Below are 24,756 nucleotides of genomic sequence, written 5' to 3' on the forward strand. Positions count from 1 at the left end.
GGGTTTAAATGAGAAGCAAAATCGGTGTAGTGTTTATCATCCTCTTGCTCTTAATAGGTTTCATAAGAGGGACGGCTTTTGGTAGTTGGGAAACTCCATCAAAAGTTTGGGATAACCTTTTTGGCATTGTGATATTTATGTTCCTGTTTCTTGCATTTGTCCTCCTTATAGTTGTCATTATGTTAAGGGAAAAGGATATTAAAGGGGTGAGGAGGGAAGGAAAACTCACATTACGTGAGTTGATATTGCTTGTTATAAACTCAATAGCCGTTGCGTTCTATTTTCTTCTTATAGCGAAGCTTCTTCCCTATTTAAAATCTATGAAAAATGTTCATGAAGTTTCTGGAAACTTCACAAATAAGACTGCAAAGATAGTTCCTTTACTCAGATCTTATTCTTATTCGTCCTCTTCAATAGTATTGTACATTCCAATTGTTTTATTCTTAATAGTGTTTGTATTCCTTGGCTTAAGCTTGGGTAGAGAGATTGGAGAGAGCATGAAGAGCAGGAGAACGAAGAGGGAACTAATTGAGTTTGACAGAAAGTTATCTGACAAGGGTTTGGACTTGTTTTCTGATCCTAGAGAGGCAATAATTCAGCTTTATAAGAAGGCAGTTCTTTGGTTGGAGGTTCTTGGCATTCCATATAGGGAGAGTTGGACTCATTGGGAGCATGCTGAGAAGGTTGTCTATAAGAGAAGGGCATATCTTGAGTTAGCAAAGCTGTTTGAAAAGGCTAAATATGCCCCTCAAAAAGTTACAGTTGAGGATGCTAGAAGAGCCTATGAACTCTATATGGTGATCAAGGGTGAGGGATAGGGTATTGAAGTTTTTGATTCCCATAATATTGGGAACTTTTGCCATAGTTATTGGATCTTATGTTGTTAGGTGGTTGTTCACAATATTAACTGCGTTTGTGCTTTTTGTGTACTCCATTGAGGGATGGGAACCTAAAATTAGGATACGGATGAAGAGAGAATTTGGAGATAATGAAGTGCAGAGGCTTTCAAAGATTATTTTAAGGTCAAAATTTAGTGATGTTTCTAAGGAAATAATTAAGGATCATATTCTGGAGGCATATCATATGTTAGGTTATGAGTATAGAGTACTTAGGGAGAATCCTCCAGAGGGTGTTAGACTTTTAGTCTCGGAGGGGGATTTCGTTGAGAATCTTAAGAAGTCCCTAGATAAACTTGAGGAGGAGATAGGATGAATATTAAGAAGAAAGCTGAGAAAATCATCGGAGAGGTAAAAAAGGCGATAGTAGGTAAGGATGATGTACTAAAATTAGTTCTCGCATCGATTCTTGCAGATGGCCACATCCTAATAGAAGATCTTCCTGGACTTGCAAAGACTTTAATGGCTAAGAGCTTTGCCAAGGCCCTTGGTTTGCAGTTTAGGAGGGTTCAGTTTACCCCGGATTTATTGCCAAGTGATATTCTCGGTGTTAATGTCTTTAATCAAAAGACTCTTGAGTTCGAATTCAAGAAGGGCCCAGTGTTTACTAATATACTGCTTGCCGATGAAATAAACAGAGCTCCCCCAAAGACTCAGTCTGCTTTATTAGAGGCAATGCAGGAAAGACAGGTGACTGTCGAGGGGAAAACGTATCCATTGCCGAAGCCTTTCATAGTTATAGCGACTCAGAATCCGATTGAGCAGGAGGGGACTTATCCTCTGCCAGAAGCTCAGCTCGATAGGTTTCTTGTTAGGCTGAGGGTTGGATATCCCAGTAAGGAACATGAGAAAGAGATTCTGAAAAGGAGAATTGAAAGGAAGAAAGAGGATGTTGAGATTAGCCAGGTAACAACCCCAGAAGAGGTTCTTGAAATGCAGAGGGAAATTGAGGATGTTTACGTTAGCGATGCTATAATTGACTACATAGTCTCCCTTGTTTGGGCAACGAGAGAGGATAGGAAGGACATCGAGGTTGGTGTTTCTCCTAGAGGTAGCTTGGCCTTGCTTAAGCTCTCTAGGGCATATGCTGCAATAGAAGGGAGGGATTATGTTATTCCAGATGACGTTAAAGCTGTTGCAATCCCAACTTTGAGTCACAGGATAATATTGAAGAGAGAACTTTGGTATACGAGAGTCAGCCAGGATAATATAATTAGGAAGATCCTAGATAGGGTTCCAGTTCCAAAGTTTGAGTGATAAAAATGAGGGCAACTGGGAAAGCTTACGCCCTTTTAACTGTTGTTTGGGTCATTGTAATGTCTGCGTATGCATTACTTAGATGGGAAGCTATATCCCTAACGTTGCCAATACTTATGGTCTTCTTGTTTGCTTCGATCTTTTTTAAACCGAATCTTGATGTTGAAGTTTCAAGGAAATTATCTTTTAATAGGGTCATTGAGAATCAAGAAATCGAAATTGAAGTTAATATCAAAGCGAATTCTCCAATAAAAAGCCTTTACGTGAAGGACTTAACACCAAACTCTTTGAAGATTGTGAAGGGCAGTAACTTCAGAGTGTTTTCATTCAAAGGTGGGGATGTGAAGAGGTTCTCTTACAAGGTTAGGGTTCCTAGAGGGTTGCATGAATTTACTGGAGTTAGAATAGTTTATAGGGATCCGTTTGGCTTATTTGAGGAAGATAAAATCATCGAGCTTTATGATGAGATAGTGGGCGTTCCAAGGCTCGAGGATATTGTAACACCTTACACCACAAAGGGAACCAAGGTCACCGTTGGCCCCCTTCCATCTCCAAGACTTGGGGAGGGATTAGAATTCCACGCAATTAGGGAGTACAATCCTGGAGATCCTATGAAGTTCATAAATTGGAAGGCCACCGCAAAGACTGGGAAGATAATGGTCAACGAGTTTGAGAGCGAGAGGAAGGTTGATGTTGTTGTTATAGTTGATGCTACGTATAAGGGGAGGGAAGTGTTTGATCATCTGATGAGGGTTGCGGCATCTCTATTGCTTGACGCGTTGGAAAATGGGATGAGCTTTGGGCTTTTGATTTCTGAATCTGTCCCAATATGGGTGAATGTCGACTATGGAAAGAGGCATTTCTTTAGGTGTATAGACGTTCTGAGCATGGCAAAGCCTGATTTCAACAATATGATCCTATATCAGGTAGAGCACTTGGCTAGAACAAAAATTCCTCCAAGGGCTCAAATAGTGTTTATATCCCCTCTCTTAACTGAAGAAAGTGAGAATGCAATCGAAGTTCTCTACAGATTTGGATACAAAGTTGTGGTAGTGAGCCCAGATCCTTATTCAATCTACGAATCCTCTAGTGAGGAAGAGGAGCTTGCCATTAGAATTCTTTCCTTAAAGAGGAAGGCCAGGGTGAAAAAGTTGAAGAGGTATGCGGTGGTCGTGGATTGGAATGTGAAACAGCCTTTAAAATCTGCAATTGCATCTGCCATTAATCCTAATAAAGCGGGGGTGCTTAAATGAGGAGGTTTCCTGTGTCTCTGCTTATACTTCTAGTCTTGGATGCTCTATTGTTGCAACTCCCTTATGGTTTCATTCCAGTTGCTCTTTCTGTTTTGCTGATGTTTCCTCAGGTATCTGCAGTATTCCTAGCTATTCTTGGGGTTTATCTTGTGGTTCTTAGGGTGACGGACGTTTTTGGATTAGCTCTTATGTCTTTGGCTGTTCTTGCTTTCGAGATAAGGGAAATGGAAAAGATGAAAGCCCCTTTAAGTAATTATCTCTACGTGTTAGTAGCTGTAGCTTTAACATTCCCTCTTTATCTCCTAGTTATGTTAATTCCAGTGCCAGTGTCTTTAGAGGTCACCTGGGTTGCAACTTTGTTCATTTTCGTTCTATATGTTTTCCTCCGTCTTTCACTCTTCCACGGGTAGTTTCATTCTGCTGACTGTGATCAGGGTTATTATTCCAACTATTGGCATGAGGGTTAGCTCTGCTAGGGCAAGAGTTTCACTATGTCGTGCGAGGATGTCGGTGAGCGTTGGGGCTATTGCATTTGCTGAGTTCGAGATTAAACCTAGTGCGAAGTTTGCCCTTGGAACAACGCTTTCTGGGTACGTTGCGGGAGCACTTGTCCAGAATGCTGGGCCTGTTCCTTGAAGGGCTCCAACTAGAATGACGCTTGCTAAGGCTAGGGAATAGTTTCCTGAGAGCATAGCTTTTGAATAAATTATCATTCCGACGAAGGCTGTTGCATATGCTATTATCATCACCTTTACTATGGCATTAAAGAGTCCCCTCGGGTCGGTGTTTTTCTTGGATAGTATGTAGCCTAGGTATCCGAACCCAATGCTCCATAGGGCTTTTGAGATGCTGAGGGTTGTTGCTAGGTTTGCAACGTGTTCTTTTGTCCACCCCATTGAGTAGCCGAGTCTAGTTGAGAATCCTATTATGGTGAAGATTACCCATAGGGCTGGGAAGAATGTAAATCCTAGTACCCAGGTGAATGGGAGCTTCCAGACGTTTATTCCACCTTCGCCTGCTTTTGGATGTCTTATTTCGAAGTCTTCAACGAGGAAGAACCAAAGGGCATAGACTATGTACATTATAAGTCCTGTGAGTATGAAACCCGTTCTCCATGAAACGTATCCTAACAAGTATCTTGCGCTCATGCTTCCGAAGACGCCTCCCCAGAATATTCCTGAAAGTATTATACCTTTAGCGAATGGCCTTTCGGCGAGGAAGTATCTTGCTATTTGTGTGCTGAAGAGGGGGACAAGACCAACGACGAATCCTTGGATGAATCTTAGGAATACTACGATGTTCCAGTTTGTTGTTAGTGGGATTAGCATTTGTGGTATTGCCGCCCAGGAGATTGCTATTCCAACGCTTTTTTTGAATGAGCCTTCGTACAGCTTTGTGTGGCCTATTAAAAAGGCTATGAAAAGTCCAAAAACGTAAGCTATGTGCTGAAGCTCGTATGCCGAATCGCTTATTCCAAAGTGCTTTATTATGTCTGGCTTGGCGACACCCATGAATGTTAGGGTTGCAAATCCTGCCGTCATTAATATTGTATCGAGAATCACGAGATCCCATCTTTTTTTCATTTTAACTCACCTCACAGCTTTCCCAAAAGCATTAGAACACCAAATGTAATGAACAGGATTCCGGCTAGCTTGTGGATTACATCAACCGGGAGGGTGTCCTTAATTTTCTCCCCTATGAGTGCCCCTATCAGGTTAACAACGGCAAGCCCTAATATCGCTCCCACAAAAGCTTTAAACCAGCCATATTTCGATGCGAAGGCTATCGTAGCGAGTTGAGTTTTATCTCCAAGTTCGGCCAAAAAAATAGCTATAAAAATCTGAAGAATTTCCCTCATTAATCGCCCTCCTCAGAGCTCGCTTAGGACTTTTTCCATTCTATCCATGGCCTCGTTAAGCTTTTCCCTGCTTGTTGCATAGCTGATTCTTATGTATCCCTCTCCATTCTTTCCAAAAGCCGTTCCTGGAATAACAACTACTCTGGCTTTTTCGAGTAGCCATTCGCTGAATTCTTCACTACTCATTTCGGTTTCGCTTATGTTGGGGAATATGTAGAAAGCTCCTTTTGGTTCTCTGACTTTTATGTGGGGCATTTTCTTCAGTCTTTCTACAACGAGCTTTCTCCTTTCTGCATATTCTTTTCTCATTTCTTCTACAGCTTTCCAGCTTTCTTCGCTTTTTAGGGCTTCAATTCCAGCAATTTGGACAAAGGAGGTTACGTTTCCTATAACATAGGCATGTAGCTTTATCATGTCCTTTATTATTTGAGATGGGGCTATTGCGAAGCCCAACCTCCATCCTGTCATGGCGAATGTCTTTGAGAATGAGTTCACCAGAATTGTGTTTTCGGGGGCGAACTTTAACATTGGGTAGTGTTTTGCTCCTTCATAGAGGAAGTGCTCATATGGTTCATCACTTAGTATGTAGATGTTGTAATCTTCCGCAATATCTGCAATTGCTTTTGCTATGTCTTTATCTAAAACTGCTCCTGTGGGATTGTTTGGATAGTTTATGACTATCATTCTAGTCCTCTTAGTGACTAGTTCTAGAATCTCGTCGGGGTCTGGCATGAAGTCGTTCTCTTCTCTTAGGGGGAGCCTTATTGGTTTTGCCTCTGCAAGCTTTGCATCCTCTACATAGCTTACAAAGGCTGGGTCTGGGATTATAACCTCATCCCCCTGTTCCAAGAGGGTCTCAAATGCAATGTATGTTGCCTCGTATGCTCCTGCTGTGATTATTACATTTTCCACATCTATGTCAACGTCGTAGAATTTTTTATAATATTCAACAACAGCCTCTCTGAGCTCTAAAATTCCCGCGTTTGGTGTGTAGTGTGTCCATCCCTCTTCTAATGCTCTTTTTGCAGCTTCTTTTATGTTTTTAGGCGTATCAAAGTCTGGTTCTCCGATTCCAAGGGAGATTACATTTTCCATTTTTGATGCTCTCTCAAAAAGTTCCCTTATCTTAGATCTCTGGATGAGACCCATTCTCGTTGCTATGAAGTATTTTCTTTTCTGTTTCATAACAAACCACCTGATTTCTGGTTAAATGAAAAATTTATAAAATTTATTAAGAAGTGCTAATTCAGAGGATTTCAGTTATTGCGGCTTTTTCAAAAGACTTTTTTGCTTCTTCGGGGTTACATCTAAATAATTTTGATTCTTTTAAGTTTAATTTAGATAACATTTCAGCCAGCTTTTTGCAAGGGTCTAGTTCATCGAAGATGACTATATAGTTATTTCCTGGCTTTGCCCCTACGGATTTTATGGCATCTTTTATCTGCTTTTCACCAGCCAGTCTTAGTAGTATTTCCCCCCTAATTGTTTTTGCTATATTTCTGGACTGCTTAAATGCTTTTATTGCTATTATTGTGGCGAATATTACTTCTTCAACGCATCTTGCTGATAATATTTGACAGTTTTCTGGGCATAGGGTTAGGATATCTTCAATGTTCATGTTCTTCTCAATTTCTATGCTGGTTATGCAAATCTCCCCAACCGTTGTTTTGACTTTTAGCATGATCTTAGGTCTGTTAAGTCTTATTTAATGTTATTGGGCTTTAGTTTATAAAAGATTTTAGATATTATTGGGCAAAAACTTAAAATTTTTAAAATTTCATAATATCACAATAATAAGATAGGCCAAAAAATATTTAACTAATTAAAGAGCAGCTTTAGAATAGGAAACCTGCACATAGGGTGTTGCAGAAATGGCAAAGATGAAAATAATCAGCGTTCAGTTGCCACAAAGTATGATACATGGTTTAGATGCTCTTGTTAAGAGAGGTGTTTTTCCAAATAGGAGTGAAGCCATAAGGGTGGCTATTCGGGAGCTTCTTAAGAAGGAATTATACAGAGAAGAACTCCAAGAAGGGGAAGTACCTGAATATGTTGTTAGATAAACATGGGGGAGGAGGGGAGAAATGGTATTTAAGAAGTTGTTAGAACAGGCAGGAATAAACCTAGACCTAGAGGGGAATGGTGAAGATTCCTCGATGTCTGAGCTTTTAGATGTTCCTCAAGATCTTATAAAGATTGCAGTTATTGGAGTTGGAGGTTCTGGAAGTAATACTATATCAAGGCTGTATGATCTCGGAGTCCAAGGGGCAGATCTTATAGCAATGAATACAGATGCCCAGCATTTACATCAAGTTAAGGCGCATAAGAAGTTGCTTTTAGGAAGATCAATTACTCAGGGTAAGGGGTCAGGAGGAGATCCTAGGATAGGATATAGGGCGGCTGAAGCAAGTGCAAATGAAATTGCTAAAATAGTTAAGGATTATGATCTCGTGTTCATAACTGCTGGGATGGGTAATGGAACTGGTACGGGTGCCGCTCCAGTTATTGCTAGGGTTATTAAGGAAACTGCAAGGAATAATGCTAGATTGCAGGAGCCGTTAGTTATTAGTGTTGTCACATTCCCGTTTACAATGGAAGGAAAAGTCAGGATAGAGAAGGCTAAGGCAGGAATTGATATGCTTTTAGAACATTCAGACACAGTAATCATAATCCAGAATGACAAGCTTCTTGACTTAGTTCCGAACCTCCCAGTTCAAACTGCATTCAGATTTGCTGATGAAATAATAGCAAGAATGGTAAAAGGAATTGTCGAAACAATAAAGCTTCCAGCTCCAGTTAACATTGATTATGCGGATATCTACAGTGTAATGAAGGGTGGTGGGCCAGCTTTAATTGGAATTGGAGAAAGTGATTCAAACAATAGGGCTGTAGATGCAGTAATGGATGCTCTAAACAATAAGTTACTTGACGTAGAATTTGGATCTGGAGACAAGGCTTTGGTTCACTTTACTATTGGACCAGACGTTAGCTTAAAGGAGATAACCGATGCAATGAAGATTGTATATGAAAGGCTCGGAGAGAAGAGCGAAGTAAAGTGGGGTGTTATGGTCGATCCTGACCTGGGTAAGACGGTTTGGGCAATGGTCATAATGACAGGGGTTAAAAGTCCTCAAATACTTGGAAACAGGGAGATCCATGCTCTTACAGATTCATCCCCAATAGTATCCCCTAGGGACATTATTGCAGTAGACAGCAAGGTTGATGAAATTTTCAGCAAGATAGATCCAAGGGGTAGGAGCTATAGTAAGGAGAAAAAAGTAGAATATAACAAGTTCTTCAAGAATTTTGGAATTTACGAGCTTTGATTTTAACTCTAAAAATTTTTAACTTTTATATTTTTCAAACAATTTAGGTGGCTCTAATGGGGGTAGTCATCAGTATAGCCAACCAGAAAGGGGGAGTCGGTAAAACCACCGTCGCACTAAACCTTGGCAAAGCTCTTGCAAATATGGGAAAAAAGGTTCTGCTCGTCGACATTGATCCTCAGTTCAATCTAACATTCTCATTGATTGGGATGGATGTTGTAAACTATGAAAACAAGAACGTTGGAACTTTGATGACAAAGGAGAGCTCAATTGAAGAGGTAACGGTTGAGCTCTCGGAGAATCTTCATCTTATTCCTAGTCATCTAACACTCTCTGCCAAGGAGATAGAAATCTTGAACTCTTACAATAGGGAGAGAAGGCTGGAAAAGGCATTAAAGCCCGTATTCCCCGACTATGACTTCATAATAATAGACAATCCCCCAAGTATGGGTATATTTCTTGTTAACTCTTTAACAGCATCTGATTATGTCTTAATTCCACTGGAGCTGAGTTACTTTGGAGTCATAGGGATGCAGCTAATGTTCAACCTAATGGCAATGATAAGGGAAGAAACTAATGACGGCTTAAGACTTCTCGGTATAGTCCCAAACAAGTTCACAAAGCAGACAAAGGTTCCCCAAATGAGGCTGAAGGAGCTTAAGGAGCTCTATCCGGATGCCCCGATACTTCCAACTATCCCGAAGGCCATTGCAATAGAGAAAGCTCAAGCCGAAGGCAAAAGTATATTTGAGTATGATCCCAATGGTAGGGCAAGCAGGGCTTTTGAAAAGCTTGCGAAAGAGGTGGTCTCAATTGTCGAATGATGAGAGAAAAATTCCAAAGCTTTTTTCGGGCTCTGTAGGAGATTTAACTAAGCCAGGAAAGAAAAAGAAGGAAGAAAAAGATTTAAAAAAGGAGAAAAAGCAGAAAACTCTCTACATTTCACTAGACACGAACAGAAAACTCATAGAACTGTACGCTGAGGAAGGCAGAAGACAAAGTAACATTGTTGAGGATGCTGTGGACTTATATTACTACCTTCGAAAGGCATTAGGAGAGAGAAAGTTCGATGAGCTTATGGAGGTTGTTAAAAGAGAAGATCCGGAGTTTTTAAGGGAGTACTTAGGAAGGCTTAAACTGTGATATTATTTTAAATTCCCTGTTTTTGAATTTTCTAATGATGGATGAACTGGAGTTTATACGAAGAAAAAAGATGTTGGAGCTTATGAAAAGGGCAGGTTTTATAGAAATTAAGCCCAAAAAGAAGCTTCTTATAGAGGTTATAACCTCTCCAACATGTCCTTATTGTCCAATAGCACTTAAATTATGCCTTTTAGCACCTCTTCGTCTCCATGAGAAAAATAAAGGTTCCTTATTTCTATCAAATTAGTAACCCTCCTAGCGTTAGTATGATGAGTGGGGCAATTGTTCTGCTCTCATCGATTTTCCTTATTTTGGAAAACTCACGAAAGTTTCTTGAAAGCATTGACTTCTCTTTTTTCAAGCCTCGCCCTTCAGGGCGGGGAGGAGGTCAGGACAACTGCCATTGAGGAGGATAAGTAGGCTTTTCCTAGTAGAAGGAAATAGTTGTGAACTCCTTCTTTTGTTATATCGCCGAGAGGTGTTGATATAAGTGTTTTTCCTGGAGTAAAGAGTGCAGTTATCATTATTAGCCCTTCAAATCCAAGTAACCCACCTAGTATTTTGAATGTATTCTTTTTAGGCTAGAAAAGTAGAAAGGAAAGGATATATACTGAGAGTAAATACAAAAGTTCTTCAAAACTTCTCCTCGTTGCAACTGCAAAGGAATAAACAAAAATCAAAAGGATATACATGTTTAGGCACCCTTGGCAATCTTTGCTATCCCATAGCTAACGGCAAACACCAATAATATTCCAACTAGTCCATTCCAACTAGTCCCATAACAACTCCCTGTCCCCATCTTTCACCATAATTCAATGGAGCATTGTAGATAGGGTTCTCTTTAAGTCCCACTTTTTCCATTGTTGCCTTGATCCTATGAATGCCCCAACGATTCCCATGTTAAGAATGTTCGCTCCATTCTAAGTTTTCTCAGTGAATAAGCCACGACAGCAATCGTGATTGCATATGTTGTAACTATAACAGGCGGACTTAACAAACCATCTGGGATGTGCATTCTGTTCCCTCCTGCGTGTTATTAATTTTTAGAAGAGTAACATAAAATAAAAACGTTCTCTAAACTACATGTTACCAACTAAAAGTTTGCTCATCGGTGCATTTCAACGTCCATCAAAGCCTAAGAAACCTTATAAGGTCGTTTTACAAGCATAAAAATGGTGGGGCTAATGCTCGACTACTTCTTTAATCCTAAAGGAATAGCGGTCATTGGAGCTTCTAACGATCCAAAAAAGCTTGGATATGAAGTTTTCAAGAATTTAAAGGAATACAAGGGTGGAAAAGTTTATCCAGTAAATGTTAAGGAGAACGAAGTTCAGGGAGTTAAAGCGTACAAGAGCGTAAAGGACATTCCAGGGGAGGTCGATCTCGCAATTATAGTTGTCCCAAAGAAGTTCGTCAAGGACACCTTAATTCAATGCGGTGAGAAGGGAGTTAAGGGCGTTGTAATAATAACTGCTGGATTTGGAGAAACCGGAGAAGAGGGCAAGAGAGAAGAGAGGGAGCTCGTTGAAATTGCCCACAGATATGGAATGAGGATAATCGGACCAAACTGTGTGGGTATAATGAACACCCATGCCAACCTGAATGCGACGTTCATAACGGTAGCAAAGAAGGGAAGCGTTGCCTTCATAAGCCAGAGCGGTGCTCTTGGGGCTGGAATAGTGTACAAAACAATTAAAGAAGACATAGGGTTCTCAAAGTTCATAAGCGTTGGGAACATGGCAGACCTAGACTTCGCTGAACTCATGGAATACCTGGCAGATACCGAGGAGGACAGGGCAATAGCCCTCTACATCGAAGGAATAAAGAACGGGAGGAAGTTCATGGAAGTTGCTAAGAAGGTTACAAAGAAGAAACCCGTGATAGCTCTAAAGGCTGGAAAGAGTGAAAGCGGAGCAAGAGCCGCTTCAAGCCATACAGGTTCCCTCGCTGGTAGTTGGAAGATATATGAGGCGGCATTCAAGCAAAGTGGAGTTTTGGTAGCTAACACGATAGACGAAATGCTTAGCATGGCAAGGGCCTTTACACAACCGCTACCCAAGGGGAATAGAGTTGCAATAATGACAAACGCGGGAGGTCCAGGAGTGCTAACTGCTGATGAGCTGGATAGGAGAGGTCTCAAGCTTGCTAACCTTGAAGAGAAAACAATTGAAGAGCTCCGCTCGTTCTTACCTCCAATGGCGGCAGTTAAGAACCCCGTGGACATGATAGCTTCCGCGAGGGGAGAGGATTATTATAGAACAGCAAAGCTCCTTCTACAGGATCCAAACGTGGATATATTGGTAGCTATATGTGTTGTCCCAACATTCGCAGGGATGACCCTAACTGAGCATGCGGAGGGAATAATAAAGGCCGTAAAGGAAGTAAATAATGGGAAACCAGTTCTAGCAATGTTTATGGCGGGCTACGTTAGTGAGAAGGCCAAAGAGCTCCTGGAGAAGAATGGCATCCCAACATATGAGAGGCCTGAGGATGTTGCTTCTGCAGCTTATGCCCTTGTACAGCAGGCTAGAAATGTTGGAAAGTTGGAGGTGGAATGAATGGTTAAGGTTACGGATATAGTTTTATGGGACAAGCCAGGAGAGAAAGTTCTTCTCCTGGGCAACCAGGCCATAGTTAGGGGTGCCCTTGAAGGCAATATAGCGGTGTTTGCAGCATACCCTGGCACTCCAAGTTCTGAGGTTACGGATACAATGGCAGCTGTCGCTAAAAGGGCCGGAGTATATATGGAGTATTCAACCAACGAGAAGGTCGCGTTTGAGACCGCTTTAAGTGCTTCATGGGCTGGGCTTAGGGCAATGACGGCAATGAAGCACGTTGGATTAAATGTTGCAATGGACAGCTTCATGACTGTAAGCTACATGGGAGTTAATGGTGGCCTTATAGTAATGGTTGCCGACGATCCAAGCATGTGGAGTAGTCAGAACGAGCAAGATACAAGGGCAATAGCAAAATTTGCAAACATACCAGTTTTAGAGCCTTCAAGTGTCCAAGAAGCAAAAGATATGGTGAAATATGGATTTGAAATTAGCGAAAAGTATGGGCAGATGGTTATTTTAAGGACAACTACAAGGAGCTCCCACATGAGAGGAGATGTTGTGCTTGGAGAACTTCCGGAGGAGATAAAGCAAGGTAAGAGGAAATTTGGAGAATTTAAGAAGAATCCCGAGAGATACGTTGATATTCCTGCTTTTCAGAGGCCAAAGCATGCCTGGCTCCTAGAGACAATAGAGAAGTACAGGAAGGAGTTTGAAAACTCACCCTTCAACTGGATAGAAGGTAAAGAGGACGCAAAGGTTGGGATAATTGCTCCAGGTTTGAGCTATGCTTACGTCAAAGAGGCTTTGGCCTGGCTTGAAGTCAAGGATGTAAAGATACTCAAGCTTGGAACACCATTCCCTGTTCCCTATGGGTTGCTTGAAAAGTTCTTTGAGGGTCTCGAGAAGGTTCTGATAGTTGAAGAGCTTGAACCTGTTGTTGAAGAACAGGTCAAACTCTGGGCATACGAGAACGACATAAGGATTCCAATTCACGGAAAAGACCTCGTTCCAAGGGTATTCGAAATGACAACTAGAAGGGCCGTTGAAGCAATAGCTAAGTTCCTCAACCTAGAACTCCCGATAAACTTTGAGGAGATTGATGAAAAGTACAAGAAGGTTCAGGAAATAGTTCCACCTAGACCCCCATCATTGTGTCCAGCATGTCCACACAGGAATACGTTCTTCGCTATAAGAAAGGCCGCATCACCCAGGGCAATATTCCCAAGTGATATAGGTTGTTATACCCTTGGAGTCCTCCCACCGCTTAAAACCGTCGACACTACGATAGCAATGGGCGGTTCAATTGGAGTAGCTCATGGGCTTAGCATAGCTCTGAATGGTTCTGTGGCAGAGGAGCAAAGGAAGACTGGTAAGGAGAAGAAGATAATTGTCGCGACTATAGGTGACTCAACATTCTTCCATACGGGACTTCCAGCCCTTGCTAATGCCATATACAACAGGTCAAACGTCCTAATCGTTGTAATGGATAACCTAGTCACGGCAATGACGGGAGACCAGCCAAATCCGGGAACAGGCGAGACGCCACATGGGGAGGGTAGGAGGATACCAATAGAAGAAGTGGCAGCAGCAATGGGTGCTGACTTCGTTGCGGTTGTCGATCCCTACGATATAAAGGCCACATATGAGACGATAAAGAAGGCCTTGGAAGTTGAGGGAGTGAGCGTAGTTGTTGCGAGAAGAGCATGTGCCCTTTACAGGATAGGACAACTCAGAAGGGAAGGCAAACAGTGGCCAATCTACCAAGTTAATGAGGACAAGTGTACCGGATGTAAGATATGTATCAATGCTTACGGGTGTCCAGCAATATACTGGGATCCTGAGAAAAAGAAGGCAAAGGTCGATCCACTCATGTGTTGGGGATGCGGAGGATGTGCTCAAGTGTGTCCATTTGATGCCTTTGAGAAGGTTAGGGAGGGAGAGCTATGAGGGTAAAGGAGTACAATATAGTCATTACTGGAGTTGGTGGCCAGGGAATCCTCACAGCCGCAAACCTGCTTGGATGGGCTGCGCTTAAGGCCGGTTATAAGGTTAGGGTTGGAGAGGTTCACGGAATGAGCCAGAGGTTTGGTTCGGTAATAGCTTACGTTCGCTTTGGCGAGGACGTTTACGGTGCCATGGTTCCAGAGGGAAAAGCAGATGTAATTCTAAGCTTTGAGCCCGTTGAGGCCTTGAGATATATAAACTACCTAAAGAAGGGAGGGTTAGTATTCACTAATGCTAGACCAATCCCCCCTGTCCAAGTTTCTATGGGAATAGCAACGTATCCCAGCTTGGAAGAAATAAAGAGAATCGTCGAGGAAGAGTTCCAGGGGAAGTTTTTGGCTTTTGATGCTGAGAAGCTGGCTATTGAGGCCGGTCATGTCATAACAACGAATGTAGTTCTAATAGGAGCACTTACCCAGACGCCAGGATTCCCACTATCCCCTGAGCATGTAAAAGAAGTCATAAGGCTGAGTGTTCCTCCCAAAGCCGTTGAAGTTAATATGAAGGCCTTTGACCTAGGAGTTAAGGCTGCTAAGGAGATGCTTGGCCTTTAGATCTTTTCCTTTTCTTTTTCTCTCTTTCTCTTCTCTCAACCCTCTCCTTCACCGTTTCACCAACGTTTAGTTTATCCTTGAGGAAAGGTAGCCAGAGAGTTTCAACAATGACCGAGACTAGCACGGTAATAACAACAGCGGCCATTATTATTTCTCCCCACTCCACCGTAAGCACTTGGCTGTTATACTTCATCGCAAGGCTCAGCGGAAGGGAGGCAAGGGCGGAAGGAACAACGCCCCTGGGTCCTTCAAGAGCTATGAATAAATATTCCCTAGGAGTCCACCACTTTATTATCGGGAGCGTGGCTATTGGCCTAGCTATCAGCATGACACCAAGGGCAACTAAAATACCCTTAGAGAGATTGTTGGCTATTATTCCCAGATTCAGCTCAGCCCCAAGAACAACGAATATGAATATCGTCGCGAGAGAGGCAAGCGTTTCGTTGAAATGTACTTCCTTTTCTATTGCCTTCTGAATCCTTTTTAGTGTCCTCACGTCCTCATTCTTCCTCAGCAAAACTTTGTAATTTCCAAGGATAATTCCCGTAACTGTTGCAACCAAATACCCAGAGGCCTGAAGCCTCTCTCCAATAAAAAAGCCGAGAAAAGCTAGTGATAGCGAGAAGGCCTCTATTTCGGGGAAATCAAAGATTTTAGTCCTTTTAATAAACCAGTAACCAATGGTGCCTAGAGCAAGACCGATACCTATGGACGTTGCAACATTATACAAAAAGTACACAACTCCCCCACCATAGAGGCCGATGGATCTTGAAAGGCTGGAGAATATGCCTCCACTGGCATTGGGAATGAGCATTGCAATGGCTATCAACGTTAGAACTATGCCCAAAGGGTCGTTGAAAATCGATTCTGTAACTATTACTGTCTCTATATCCTGCTTGACCCTATACTGCCTGAATAGCGGAATTAACGTTGCCGGGTCTGTGGCTCCTATTATTGCCCCAAATAGAAACCCGAGAAGAAACGGGGCATGGAACACAAGCTCAAAGAATAATCCTGCTATAATGGCAGTTATCAACAATCCTACCGTATCTAGAACGGCTATGGTTTTGAAGTTTCTCTGAAGGATCTTCCAACTAAGGTTGTGCCCCTCTGTGAACAGTATTATAACAAGCCCAAAAACCCTAACGAAGTCAAATATGCTGTGAGCCAAATCCCTCGGGATAAGCTTTAAAACAGGCCCAATTAAAATTCCAGCCAATATGAAAAGCGGGATATAGGAGATTCCGGTTCTTCTACTTATTATCATGGAGAGCACGCCTATAAACAATATCAGAAATAAGGATTCAGCGAACGTTAGCTCTATCATCTTCCCCCACTTCCAGATCTTCGAGTATGCATTCGCTAACTCTCAGCCTATTCTTGGAGTCAAGGAACACCGTGAAGTCCCTCTTGGCAAGTCTGTCTTGAACTGGGGCATGTTCCACAAGGAAGGCGATTATTTCAGCCGTGCTGTACGGAACCTTCACCCCAACTTTGTCAGCTTCCTTAAAAAGTTTTTCAGGTATCGCAAATATGTCCTCACCAGCCCTTACCTCAACCTTAACCTTCGAATTTATCTGCTCCCAGAGGAGAATCGTGTTTCTTGCCCTTTCTATTTTTTCAAGAGCCCTCTTCTCAAGTATACTTATATTTGCCCTGCTAGTTCCAAGAATCTCAGCTATTTCGCTCTGTTTCAGCCCCTTAGCCCTCAACATTAGAACCTTAATCTGTTGCTCCGTTAGGAACGTCCTCATGATTAAGCACCGATGCTTAACTGAATAAATGAGGTTAAAATATTTTGCTCAGCCATCGCAGGCATCATCACTTCTCAGGGACGCCACCCCTCATCATCGCACCATCTCCTTCTCCTTCGCATTGAAAGCCTTTTCCCTTAATTGTTAAGAATAAAAAAAGGAAAGGAGTAAAGACTCAGATCCTGTACTCAAACACCACCGTCTTCTCTTCTCCTGGCCTTACGGACACCTTAAACTCGACATACTGGGCTGTTTCTTTAATAGGTTTTTCACTCGAGCTCAGTATTTTTCCGTTCCACTTGTAATGTCTAATGATTACATCTCTTGTCTCGTTTCCAAAGTTCTCTATCGTAATCCTCACCTTGTAGTAAATAGAATTGTCTTCTCTTCTCTGCTCTAGAATCTCAGTTTTTCCCTTTAAATCAACATCTTTTCCAAGTTTGAGCCTTAAAGTGTCTCCTTTGGCTGTGTGTTCAATCCTCTGCTCCCCAATTAGAATCCTCTCTCCTTTAACCTCCTTGTAAATCTCGACGGTTCCTGCCGGAAGAACCTTTTCGGTTTTGAAGGATATGACTTCATACACGTCACTGGCCTTGGCGTAAGGATAGCTTTCGTATAGATATTCCCTTTCAAAAGAAGTTTTTTGAGCTACGTAGGGAATCATAACCTTCTCAAAGGCGTTTATTGTAGCTGTACCGATGTCATAAAGATAAAACGCCTCAATTTTTTGAGGTTGCTGGAACTCTGGGGTTGTTCTCTCTGCATAGGAGTAAATCTGCTTAATAACTGCCTGAGGAGGAGCGTAAAAGTTTACATCCCCTGAAACTAGCATGAGCTTGAAATCTTCAAACGTTTTATTGGTAGGATTGTCGATGAGGATGTAACCATAAAGGACAGCGTTGTTGCCTGCTAAGTATAACTTGTATCTCGAGCTCCAGCCTATTGAGGAAACCCTGTAGATCAACCTGAACTTATACTCACCTTCCTCATCTGCCTTTATTACAGCATACGTCTCCGCCTTTCCTTCTCTCCCTAGATTGTTGAGCTTGATATAAGTGACTTCTTCCGGTTCAATGAGATAGTATGACTCTCCTTGAACTGCTATTCTCCCATCTTTATATCCAAGAAACTTTCCAGTTATCGTTTCACCGTTCTTCAGCTTTACGCTTATAGTTTCTCCAATGTTCGCTTTAAGGGCTCCTTCACTTGGATATGAGCGTGAGATTATCCCGAGAACCGTAACTTTGTCGCTCATGGGTTCAAGGGTGACTTCTTCAATCCTTAACCCATTGATATCCTCCAACGGAATTTCGTTAAATCCCTTCTTAAGGTTCAGGGTTATGCTCTTCTCAACAACGCCAATGCGTGCAGAATCGTACAGTACAAGCACTCCTCCCTCTCCAGTTGCCCTTGTCTGGTGAACAACAACTGCTGCAATAAGAAAAAGGGCTATAAAAATCCCACTAAGAATCTTCTTTTTCAATTTATTCACCAAGAATAATTGACGCTCTTATCCTTATACCTTTTGGGTGAAATACTAAAAATTGTAGAGCCATGTTATTTTCACTTTCAAAAACTTGGGAAGAAATTATTGTCAGGGTTTGATTGTAGTGGAGGTGAAAATTAAGTTCTTCAATGCGTAGTTCCCCCTTTATGGAGTGTTTTTATAAAACCCTGGTTTTAAGAAAATCATAAACATACACTTTTTCAGGAACAAAAAATTTCTGGCGGACCGGCGGGGATTTGAACCCCGGACCTGCGGCTTAGGAGGCCGCCGCCCTATCCTGGCTAGGCTACCGGTCCACGCCCAGCAATCATTCATTAGAATCCATTTTTAAACCTTTCGCTAAACAATAATAACCCCTTTCAACCCCCTTTCTTCGGTGGGTTCTGTGGGAAAGGGAATCAAAGTCAAACTAGTGAACTACACTCCAAGACCTCTTGAGACAGTTACATGGGCAGCACTGATAAGTTACTGGGAGGGGTGGGAAACAGAGGCTTTTGAGAGGATAACCAGTAAGGACGTTGAGATGCATCTCCCTAGGATACTTGGATATGGCCATGAGAGCATATTAGAGCATGCAGTCTTCACGTTTGCAATAGAAGGATGCTCTAGGGTGTGTACTCATCAACTGGTCAGGCACAGGATAGCCAGCTACACTCAGCAGAGTCAGAGGTACCAGTTCGTCTCAACCGCGAACCTTAAGGAGTACAAGCTTCCTAACCCCTTGGGTAGGAAGAGGCACCAGGGATGCAAACTCACGGTGAACCAGGAAAAGGAGATAGTTAGATGGTACCTTGAGGAGGGACTTTCTGAGTGGCAGATAGCTAGGATAGCGGATCTTCATCCTGAGGAAGTTCTTTCAATACTTAGGGAATATGGGGCAAGCCCGGAAAAGGCTCACAGGACTTATAACTCTCGCGTTGTTAAAGAAGAGTTTTTTGAATCCATAGACAGTCCTGAGAAGGCTTACATTTTGGGCCTCATAGCGGCTAGGGGGAGTGTTGATTCTGGAGGATTTCTTATAATTAGGGCTGATGGTTTGGAGGAGCTCCTTGAAGAAATATCTGAAAGGCTAGGAAGGGAGAGATTGAAGAGCGAGAGGTACGGAGTTTATACGAGGATATGGGTGGGGGAGAAGGTTATCAGTGATCTGAGGAAGTTGCTAGGCAATGGGAATAGTAGTAGGGTTACTGAGAGTGTTTCAAAGGAGCTTTGGCCCCACTTTCTCAGGGGGTACTTGGACGGAGCCGGAAGAGTTTTGGTGGACTTGGAGAAGGGTGAAGTTGAAGTGGTGCTCGAAGGTTCAAAAAAGGGGATTCTTGAAGATATTAGGTTTATGCTCTCATCACTTGGCTTCTCCGATATAGAGGTTGAGGATGGGAAGGTTTGGAGAGTTAGAATAAGAAGAGAAGCAAGGGAGCTGCTTGGCATTATTTATAGGGATTTTGATCCCTTCCTTGTCAACAGGTCGAATGTAATTTCCGCTTCGGCCGTGCTTCCAGAGATTGTAAGAGTTATAAAAGAGGGAGTAATGTCTAGACTTCAGGATTACGAGTTCGTTGTACCTGAGAGTATTTTGGATGATCCTTCTTTGGCCTATAAGTGGTACGACGTGATGAAGGCTGCGAGGGAACTCTACATAGAGTCCGTAAAGGCTGGGGTACCCAAGGAGGATTCAAGATTTATCCTCCCACAAGCTGTTAAAAGCAAAATTGTTGTTACGATGAACTTACGGGAGCTGAAGCACTTCTTTGGTCTTAGGCTTTGTGAAAGAGCTCAATGGGAAATTAGAGAGGTTGCGTGGAAGATGTTGGAGGAAATTGCAAAGAGGGATGAGTTGAGGCCAATAATTAAGTGGGCTAAGCTTGGACCTAGGTGCATTCAACTTGGCTACTGCCCCGAAAGAGAGCTTATGCCACCAGGCTGCTTCATGAGGACTAAAAGGAAGTGGGAATCTTTACTTCAAGGAGTTGATAAGAATTCTACCTAGTTTTTCCCTTTACTTCTTCGGTTATATTCAATTGGACAATCTTGATAATTGTTGCGTTTTGACTAATTTCTGTGGGAAAGATTTTTATTTTAATTCTTTCCATAAACTCTCTGGGATTGGTATGAACATGAAGACATCAGTTGAAAAGAGTGAAGGAACGGATGTTTCACTTCATGATCCTCTCGAGGAGATTCTTAATGTGTGGGAGAGGTTAGTTGAGGCAGATAAAGTTAGGGTTATTGGTGAGTTTAACACCTCTACATTAAATTTTGAGTGGATAGATGTTGTTGGGGAGGATTACAGTAGGGAGGATGTTGTTTTGGAAGAGGGGGATTTGATTAGCTTTTCTCTTCAGATTCCAAAGCCTTTTGTCCCAGAGGATGCCCTAATTTCGATTCTCTCAAGGATAGCCAAAAACCCTATTAAATTTTCATCTTCGGCATCTACCCTTGAGTTCTTTCTTTCCTCGAACTTTGATTCTGCATTCTCGATTTATTCACTCCTTCTCAGGAAGGAAGTTGTGTTTGAGGGCCTCCTTAAGGGACCCATATATTTGATAAAGATTCTCTCACAAATACCCGGAGAATTCTATGTGTCTGGAATAAGCCCTTCTGGTAAGTATGTTAGGATGTTTATAGAGAATGGAAGCGTAAAATTTCTTAGAAATGACAAGATACTCTCATGGGCAGTTTTCAAGGCTTGGAGAGTCTAGCGAAATCTTTTTATATTCATAAAATATTCCTCGGTTCATGGAAGCTTTGAAGTCTTTCCTGCTAATGTACGCTGGTCTTTTTGCAATAACTAACCCCATTGGGGCTGTTCCTGTTTTTATGGGTGTTGTAAGCCACTTACCCCTATATAAAAGGCATGAGGTTGCAAGAAAAGTGTCAATAACTGTTCTGGTGACTCTTGTTGTATTTGCTCTTGTCGGGCAGTGGATTTTTAGGTTCTTTGGTTCTAGCGTTGATGCTTTCGCTATAGCTGGGGGTATTCTTCTTTTTAGAATGGGAATGGAGATGCTTTCTGGAAGGTTGTCATCTGTGAAGATAGATGAAGAGGATGTCACATTAGAGGAGGTTGCTGTTATCCCTCTGGCGATTCCCTTGATATCTGGTCCTGGGGCTATAACTACCGTTATGTTGTACATGACCAAGGAGAACCCGGGGCTTGTGATCCTCACGATATTTGCAATAAGTGTGAGTGTTTATCTTATCCTTTCATCTGGAAACAAGATAATAGAAAAGATGGGCAGGGTTGGGATAAAGGTAACAACGAGGATGATGGGACTGATATTAACTTCAATGGCGGTTCAGATGATAATAAATGGAATAAAAGGGGCATTTAACTTTTGATCACTCTATGGGCTCAAATCTATCCTTAAGTTTCTCTAGAACTCCTGGTAGTGTAGTGTACTCCATCTCCTCAAGAGGTAGCCTGTGTGGCTCGAATGGCCCGTGTCTCCTCATGTAATCAGTGATCTCGAGGGCCTTTTGTCTTGCCCACTCGAATGCTGGGTCATCGAACAAGTCAACTGGACCTATGAGCTTTCCTTCTGGGCTTATCTGCCATCCTAGGGCTACAGCTCTTGGTGGGCCGTCAAACCTTGTTGGGGTCGCGTACTTGAGTGGAACTGGCATTAGTGGTCCGTTGTGCGAGCCTCTCATCCATCCACTCACTAGGTGTGGGAATGCAAAGGGCTCCAGAACTTCACCCAATGCAGGTAGTCCACTCTGGGCTCTAACTATTGCCACGGGATCGTCCTTACCCACGTATTCTCCTGCAACTTCATAGAGCTTTTCTGTTGAAACAACTGCAACTGGCTCATCCTTTGGAATTGGGTGGCCCTCTTTTGGATAGACTCTCTTTATAACGTACCTAGACTTTGCTCCGATTAGGGCTAGGATGTCGTACATTTCTTCCGGTGAGTTCATTATTACCTTCTTGTGCTCTAATATGTCCCATATCTCAAACCTGAATCCCATGTGCATCTTTGGATCAATAACGAGTCCTGCAGTGTTGAATGGGTCTGCGAACATTCTGAAGATTGGCAGGTTGAATGCTCCAGGCTCTGTCTTGTCGAGGTGGAATGTAACTATTGGCTCACTCTTTCTTAGAGTTATTTCCATCTCCGCAACGCTTGGACCGAGTCCCCTGACGTTTCCGCTGAATGCGTCCTTGAGTAGGTCTTGGCCTGCTCCATACAGGCCGAGCTCTTTGGCAACTTCGGTTGCCTTCTTAAAGGCTTCCCATGCAAGACCGTGTATTTCTGAGTTGTCTACTCCTTTCTTATGAGTCATTATGAGCTGAAGGTCATCTCCAGCATACGTTACGTAGAAGTCTATAAGCGTTCCTGCCTTTTGAGCTTCGCTAAGAACCTCCTTAGCCTTCTCGATTAAGGCTGGGTGGACTCTGGAGTGGCCTGGCCAGCCACCGACATCCGCTTTTATAACGCTAATGGTTATCTTCTCTCCTACTGCCATGGTATCACCTCCAGTGAACAAATCCGTTTAACATTAAATTTACATCTTCTTAAAAAATTTTGCCTTGTTTAATGGTTATCACTGAAAATGATAAATAATCACCAGGAGTTTTTCTTTGTATTTGTAAAGAAAACTTGATAATTTTTCGTGAAGTTTTTGAGTTTACAAACCCTCTTTACCCAAGATACACTTAAATTAGGGTGCCCAAATATTTTATGGTGGTAAAAATGCTTGTTGGAATGGCAATAATGCCTCATGGAAATGAGGCTGTTTACCCTCCAGATGATGAGACCAGAAGATTACATGAGAATCTGAAGAGAATTGGGCAGGAACTGGAAGGTGCCGATACCTATGTTTTGATAACCCCTCATAACGTAAGAATAAGAGAGCACATAGGAATAATAATGGCCGAACATTTGATCCCTTGGCTTCCTTTTAATGACGTTAAAATTCCTGTGGAAGAAGAGTATAGAACGAATAGGAGACTTGCCCTTGAAATATTCCACGGGGCTAGAACAGGATTTCCAGTTGTCGATATAAACTTCGCAACGTACTCTGGGAGATATTCGAGGTTTCCTCTAACATGGGGGGAGATAATTCCCCTATACTTCCTTAGAAAGAAGGACCTTGTTCTAATAACCCCTGCTAAACTTCCCAAGGAAAAGCTTATTGAGTTTGGGAGATTCTTAGCAGTTCTTCTTGAAAAATGGAACGAAAAAGTAGCTATAATAGTAAGTGCTGACCACGGCCACGCTCATAGGGAAGATGGACCCTATGGATACGCTGAAGAATCTAAAGAGTACGATAGAAGAGTTGTAGAGATGCTTAAAAAAGGAGATCTTAGGGAACTTTTAGAGTTTGAAGATGAGTTTATAGATAGAGCGAAGCCCGACAGTTACTGGTCCTTTCTTATGGCCTTAGGGGTCTTAGAAGAATTTGAGATGGAGCCTTCCCTAGTTTCATATGCCTGTCCAACATACTACGGAATGGCATCGGCCCTGTTCAGAAGGTAGGAACTTTTTCCTCCTCTGGGAATCTCCAATTCTCGGTAATTCTTTTTACTCTCTTCAGTATTTCCCTGTTTCCAGTTTCGGAGAGTCTACTTAGGAACTCTATCAGATCATCGTAGGTTCCCTTCTCAACTCTGAAGGGAATTCTGTCTTTACCACCAACCGCATAGGCGAACTTGAATGGATCTATGGGGTGCGTAACTGGATCTCTCCAACTCGGCTTTACGTCGTATATTAGCTCTGCAACTAGAGCAAGACCCCTTAACGTTCCTGGACCGAGGCCTTTTATAAGGAGGAAGCTTTCATAGTCCTCTACAGCCATCTCTTTTACAAACTCTAGTGCTCTAATGTTCAACTCAATTTTTCCGAGGCTCTCATATCTCCTCACAACTTTAACCACATCGACATCCCTTGGTTTGTAGAATACAATATAACCCTTTGTCATTGCCTTTATAGTCTCTAGATCTCTTACAACCTTCTTCCCTTCTTGAGCGAGGTCAATCAAAGTCTTCTGAATTTCTTTCGAATCCTTATCCACGGTGTTAAGGGCAAAATCTCTTTTAACTCCGGCTATCCCCTTGTGTGGATCTACCAGCTCATCGGCGTTGAACCAGTGATATCTCCTAGCAAGCTTCTCCCTTTCATTCATACCTTGCTGAACAACTGCCCAGTTACCCTCTTTGTCAACAAAGAATGTGTGATGGTATAACTGATATCCTGCTTGAAGGGCCACCGAATCAACTTTAGCAACAAGCCTCGATTTCCTTATGTATTCCTCCGGATCTATGTCGAATTCCTTAGCTATCATCCTGAGCTCATCTGGAGTTTTTCTACTCTTTCCTCCTTTTCCCCCAGCAACCCTTATTCCGAGGTCGAGCTTGTTTAGAACTTCCTTTAATATTCCCGTCGTTACTGTGGTACTCCCTGAAGAGTCCCAATCCATACCAATTAAATTGTTGAACGCTTGAAACCATATTGGGTCCGAGATCCTCTCGAGGGCACCTTTAGTTCCGTATTCTTCTATCAATATCTTAAGAACTATCTCGGCTAATCTCTTCATCCTAAGTGCAAGCCAATGGGGAACATGGCCCGTGTGAAGTGGTAACTCTGCAACGCCTGTTCTCATCATAAAGTATTAAACCCGATTATTTAAATCCATTATCGAGGGA

Annotated in this window: 26 protein-coding genes, 1 tRNA gene, 1 other RNA gene and 4 pseudogenes; 19 read left to right on the top strand and 13 right to left on the bottom strand. The window is 42.4% G+C overall.

All coding sequences use genetic code 11. The annotated features are described in order from the left end of the window. Positions 1–8 precede the first annotated feature (8 nt). Genes PY04_RS03640 through PY04_RS03660 form a run of 5 tightly spaced genes read left to right on the top strand, consistent with a single transcriptional unit; the run spans position 9 to position 3,816 of the window. Complete coding sequence (locus PY04_RS03640; RefSeq protein WP_014733825.1) at positions 9–818, top strand: DUF4129 domain-containing protein; 810 nt, start codon at positions 9–11, stop codon at positions 816–818. After that, entirely contained in the window at positions 808–1,212 is a 405-nt protein-coding gene (locus PY04_RS03645) for a hypothetical protein (protein ID WP_014733826.1), read from the top strand. The genes PY04_RS03640 and PY04_RS03645 overlap by 11 nt, the downstream gene beginning before the upstream one ends. Continuing rightward, complete coding sequence (locus PY04_RS03650) at positions 1,209–2,153, top strand: MoxR family ATPase (protein ID WP_014733827.1); 945 nt, start codon at positions 1,209–1,211, stop codon at positions 2,151–2,153. Before PY04_RS03645 ends, PY04_RS03650 begins: the two co-directional genes overlap by 4 nt. Positions 2,154–2,158: 5 nt before the next feature. Beyond that, a complete protein-coding gene (locus tag PY04_RS03655; protein WP_014733828.1) occupies positions 2,159–3,406 on the top strand; it encodes a DUF58 domain-containing protein in 1,248 nt (415 codons plus the stop codon). Continuing rightward, positions 3,403–3,816 carry a hypothetical protein gene (locus tag PY04_RS03660; protein WP_014733829.1) on the top strand — a complete coding sequence of 138 codons (414 nt, stop codon included), beginning with the start codon at positions 3,403–3,405 and terminating at the stop codon, positions 3,814–3,816. Before PY04_RS03655 ends, PY04_RS03660 begins: the two co-directional genes overlap by 4 nt. On the opposite strand, the gene PY04_RS03665 is transcribed toward PY04_RS03660, so the two are convergent. From PY04_RS03665 to cgi121, 4 genes are all read right to left on the bottom strand, one after another. Further along, positions 3,799–4,989 carry an MFS transporter gene (locus PY04_RS03665; protein ID WP_014733830.1) on the bottom strand — a complete coding sequence of 397 codons (1,191 nt, stop codon included), beginning with the start codon at positions 4,987–4,989 and terminating at the stop codon, positions 3,799–3,801. The two genes, PY04_RS03660 and PY04_RS03665, sit on opposite strands and share 18 nt — an antisense overlap. A gap of 11 nt (positions 4,990–5,000) precedes the next feature. Further along, a complete protein-coding gene (locus tag PY04_RS03670) occupies positions 5,001–5,264 on the bottom strand; it encodes a TMEM165/GDT1 family protein (protein ID WP_014733831.1) in 264 nt (87 codons plus the stop codon). A 12-nt stretch (positions 5,265–5,276) separates the two neighbouring features. Continuing rightward, the gene (locus PY04_RS03675) at positions 5,277–6,449 is read right to left on the bottom strand and encodes an aminotransferase class I/II-fold pyridoxal phosphate-dependent enzyme (RefSeq protein ID WP_014733832.1); all 1,173 of its coding nucleotides are present in this window, start codon (positions 6,447–6,449) and stop codon (positions 5,277–5,279) included. Between the two features lie 61 nt (positions 6,450–6,510). Next, positions 6,511–6,945, bottom strand: coding sequence for a KEOPS complex subunit Cgi121 (gene cgi121 / locus PY04_RS03680; RefSeq protein WP_048055957.1), 435 nt, complete (start codon positions 6,943–6,945; stop codon positions 6,511–6,513). 190 nt (positions 6,946–7,135) lie between these two features. Here cgi121 and PY04_RS03685 point away from each other — a divergent pair, with 190 nt between their 5' ends. From PY04_RS03685 to PY04_RS03705, 5 genes and pseudogenes are all read left to right on the top strand, one after another. Then, the gene (locus PY04_RS03685) at positions 7,136–7,327 is read left to right on the top strand and encodes a ribbon-helix-helix domain-containing protein (RefSeq protein WP_014733834.1); all 192 of its coding nucleotides are present in this window, start codon (positions 7,136–7,138) and stop codon (positions 7,325–7,327) included. Between the two features lie 21 nt (positions 7,328–7,348). Continuing rightward, the gene (gene ftsZ / locus PY04_RS03690; RefSeq protein WP_014733835.1) at positions 7,349–8,590 is read left to right on the top strand and encodes a cell division protein FtsZ; all 1,242 of its coding nucleotides are present in this window, start codon (positions 7,349–7,351) and stop codon (positions 8,588–8,590) included. A 56-nt stretch (positions 8,591–8,646) separates the two neighbouring features. Beyond that, positions 8,647–9,414: a ParA family protein gene (locus PY04_RS03695; RefSeq protein ID WP_014733836.1), complete on the top strand. Its 768-nt coding sequence runs from the start codon at positions 8,647–8,649 to the stop codon at positions 9,412–9,414. Further along, positions 9,404–9,733 (top strand): hypothetical protein, encoded by a 330-nt coding sequence (locus PY04_RS03700; RefSeq protein ID WP_014733837.1) that lies wholly within the window; start codon positions 9,404–9,406, stop codon positions 9,731–9,733. The genes PY04_RS03695 and PY04_RS03700 overlap by 11 nt, the downstream gene beginning before the upstream one ends. Positions 9,734–9,770: 37 nt before the next feature. Then, positions 9,771–9,917 (top strand): annotated as a pseudogene (locus PY04_RS03705) (glutaredoxin); the annotation flags it as partial. 187 nt (positions 9,918–10,104) lie between these two features. Here PY04_RS03705 and PY04_RS09645 read toward each other — a convergent pair. Continuing rightward, entirely contained in the window at positions 10,105–10,257 is a 153-nt protein-coding gene (locus PY04_RS09645) for a hypothetical protein (protein WP_167884978.1), read from the bottom strand. A gap of 350 nt (positions 10,258–10,607) precedes the next feature. Next, positions 10,608–10,748 (bottom strand): energy-coupling factor ABC transporter permease, encoded by a 141-nt coding sequence (locus PY04_RS09485; RefSeq protein WP_371136987.1) that lies wholly within the window; start codon positions 10,746–10,748, stop codon positions 10,608–10,610. A 169-nt stretch (positions 10,749–10,917) separates the two neighbouring features. On the opposite strand from PY04_RS09485, the gene acdAII reads away from it, so the two are divergent. The 3 genes from acdAII to PY04_RS03730 are packed head-to-tail and all read left to right on the top strand — an operon-like array spanning position 10,918 to position 14,849. Continuing rightward, the gene (gene acdAII, locus PY04_RS03720) at positions 10,918–12,291 is read left to right on the top strand and encodes an acetate--CoA ligase I subunit alpha (protein ID WP_014733838.1); all 1,374 of its coding nucleotides are present in this window, start codon (positions 10,918–10,920) and stop codon (positions 12,289–12,291) included. Beyond that, a complete protein-coding gene (gene iorA, locus PY04_RS03725) occupies positions 12,292–14,238 on the top strand; it encodes an indolepyruvate ferredoxin oxidoreductase subunit alpha (RefSeq protein ID WP_014733839.1) in 1,947 nt (648 codons plus the stop codon). Then, complete coding sequence (locus tag PY04_RS03730) at positions 14,235–14,849, top strand: indolepyruvate oxidoreductase subunit beta (RefSeq protein ID WP_014733840.1); 615 nt, start codon at positions 14,235–14,237, stop codon at positions 14,847–14,849. Before iorA ends, PY04_RS03730 begins: the two co-directional genes overlap by 4 nt. Here PY04_RS03730 and PY04_RS03735 read toward each other — a convergent pair. From PY04_RS03735 to PY04_RS03750, 5 genes are all read right to left on the bottom strand, one after another. Next, entirely contained in the window at positions 14,827–16,176 is a 1,350-nt protein-coding gene (locus PY04_RS03735; protein WP_048055958.1) for a sodium:proton antiporter, read from the bottom strand. The two genes, PY04_RS03730 and PY04_RS03735, sit on opposite strands and share 23 nt — an antisense overlap. Further along, on the bottom strand, positions 16,154–16,603 hold the full coding sequence (locus tag PY04_RS03740) for a Tfx family DNA-binding protein (RefSeq protein WP_014733842.1): 450 nt from the start codon (positions 16,601–16,603) through the stop codon (positions 16,154–16,156). Before PY04_RS03740 ends, PY04_RS03735 begins: the two co-directional genes overlap by 23 nt. A 45-nt stretch (positions 16,604–16,648) precedes the next feature. Then, positions 16,649–16,704: C/D box small nucleolar RNA (locus PY04_RS09490), an RNA gene on the bottom strand. A gap of 74 nt (positions 16,705–16,778) precedes the next feature. Next, a complete protein-coding gene (locus PY04_RS03745; RefSeq protein ID WP_237710142.1) occupies positions 16,779–18,095 on the bottom strand; it encodes a DUF4139 domain-containing protein in 1,317 nt (438 codons plus the stop codon). 233 nt (positions 18,096–18,328) lie between these two features. After that, positions 18,329–18,406: transfer RNA gene (locus PY04_RS03750), tRNA-Arg, on the bottom strand. Between the two features lie 89 nt (positions 18,407–18,495). Here PY04_RS03750 and PY04_RS03755 point away from each other — a divergent pair. The 5 genes and pseudogenes from PY04_RS03755 to snatA all read left to right on the top strand — a co-directional run. Beyond that, a pseudogene (locus PY04_RS03755) lies at positions 18,496–18,846 on the top strand (FAD-dependent thymidylate synthase); the annotation flags it as partial. A gap of 522 nt (positions 18,847–19,368) precedes the next feature. Beyond that, positions 19,369–19,449 (top strand): annotated as a pseudogene (locus PY04_RS09735) (hypothetical protein); the annotation flags it as partial. 213 nt (positions 19,450–19,662) lie between these two features. Next, positions 19,663–20,097: pseudogene (locus tag PY04_RS03760) on the top strand (FAD-dependent thymidylate synthase); the annotation flags it as partial. Positions 20,098–20,224: 127 nt separating this feature from the next. Then, entirely contained in the window at positions 20,225–20,809 is a 585-nt protein-coding gene (locus PY04_RS03765) for a hypothetical protein (RefSeq protein WP_148266005.1), read from the top strand. 37 nt (positions 20,810–20,846) lie between these two features. After that, on the top strand, positions 20,847–21,449 hold the full coding sequence (gene snatA / locus PY04_RS03770; RefSeq protein WP_014733845.1) for a neutral amino acid NAAT transporter SnatA: 603 nt from the start codon (positions 20,847–20,849) through the stop codon (positions 21,447–21,449). Here the strand turns inward: snatA and fbp are convergent, their stop codons facing one another. Continuing rightward, positions 21,450–22,577 (bottom strand): fructose-1,6-bisphosphate aldolase/phosphatase, encoded by a 1,128-nt coding sequence (fbp, locus tag PY04_RS03775; RefSeq protein ID WP_014733846.1) that lies wholly within the window; start codon positions 22,575–22,577, stop codon positions 21,450–21,452. A gap of 227 nt (positions 22,578–22,804) precedes the next feature. On the opposite strand from fbp, the gene PY04_RS03780 reads away from it, so the two are divergent. Then, the gene (locus PY04_RS03780) at positions 22,805–23,590 is read left to right on the top strand and encodes an extradiol dioxygenase (RefSeq protein ID WP_014733847.1); all 786 of its coding nucleotides are present in this window, start codon (positions 22,805–22,807) and stop codon (positions 23,588–23,590) included. On the opposite strand, the gene PY04_RS03785 is transcribed toward PY04_RS03780, so the two are convergent. After that, positions 23,580–24,716 (bottom strand): DUF763 domain-containing protein, encoded by a 1,137-nt coding sequence (locus tag PY04_RS03785; protein ID WP_014733848.1) that lies wholly within the window; start codon positions 24,714–24,716, stop codon positions 23,580–23,582. The genes PY04_RS03780 and PY04_RS03785 overlap by 11 nt on opposite strands. Positions 24,717–24,756 lie beyond the last annotated feature (40 nt).

The sequence above is a fragment of the Pyrococcus sp. ST04 genome (assembly GCF_000263735.1).
GTDB lineage: Archaea > Methanobacteriota_B > Thermococci > Thermococcales > Thermococcaceae > Pyrococcus.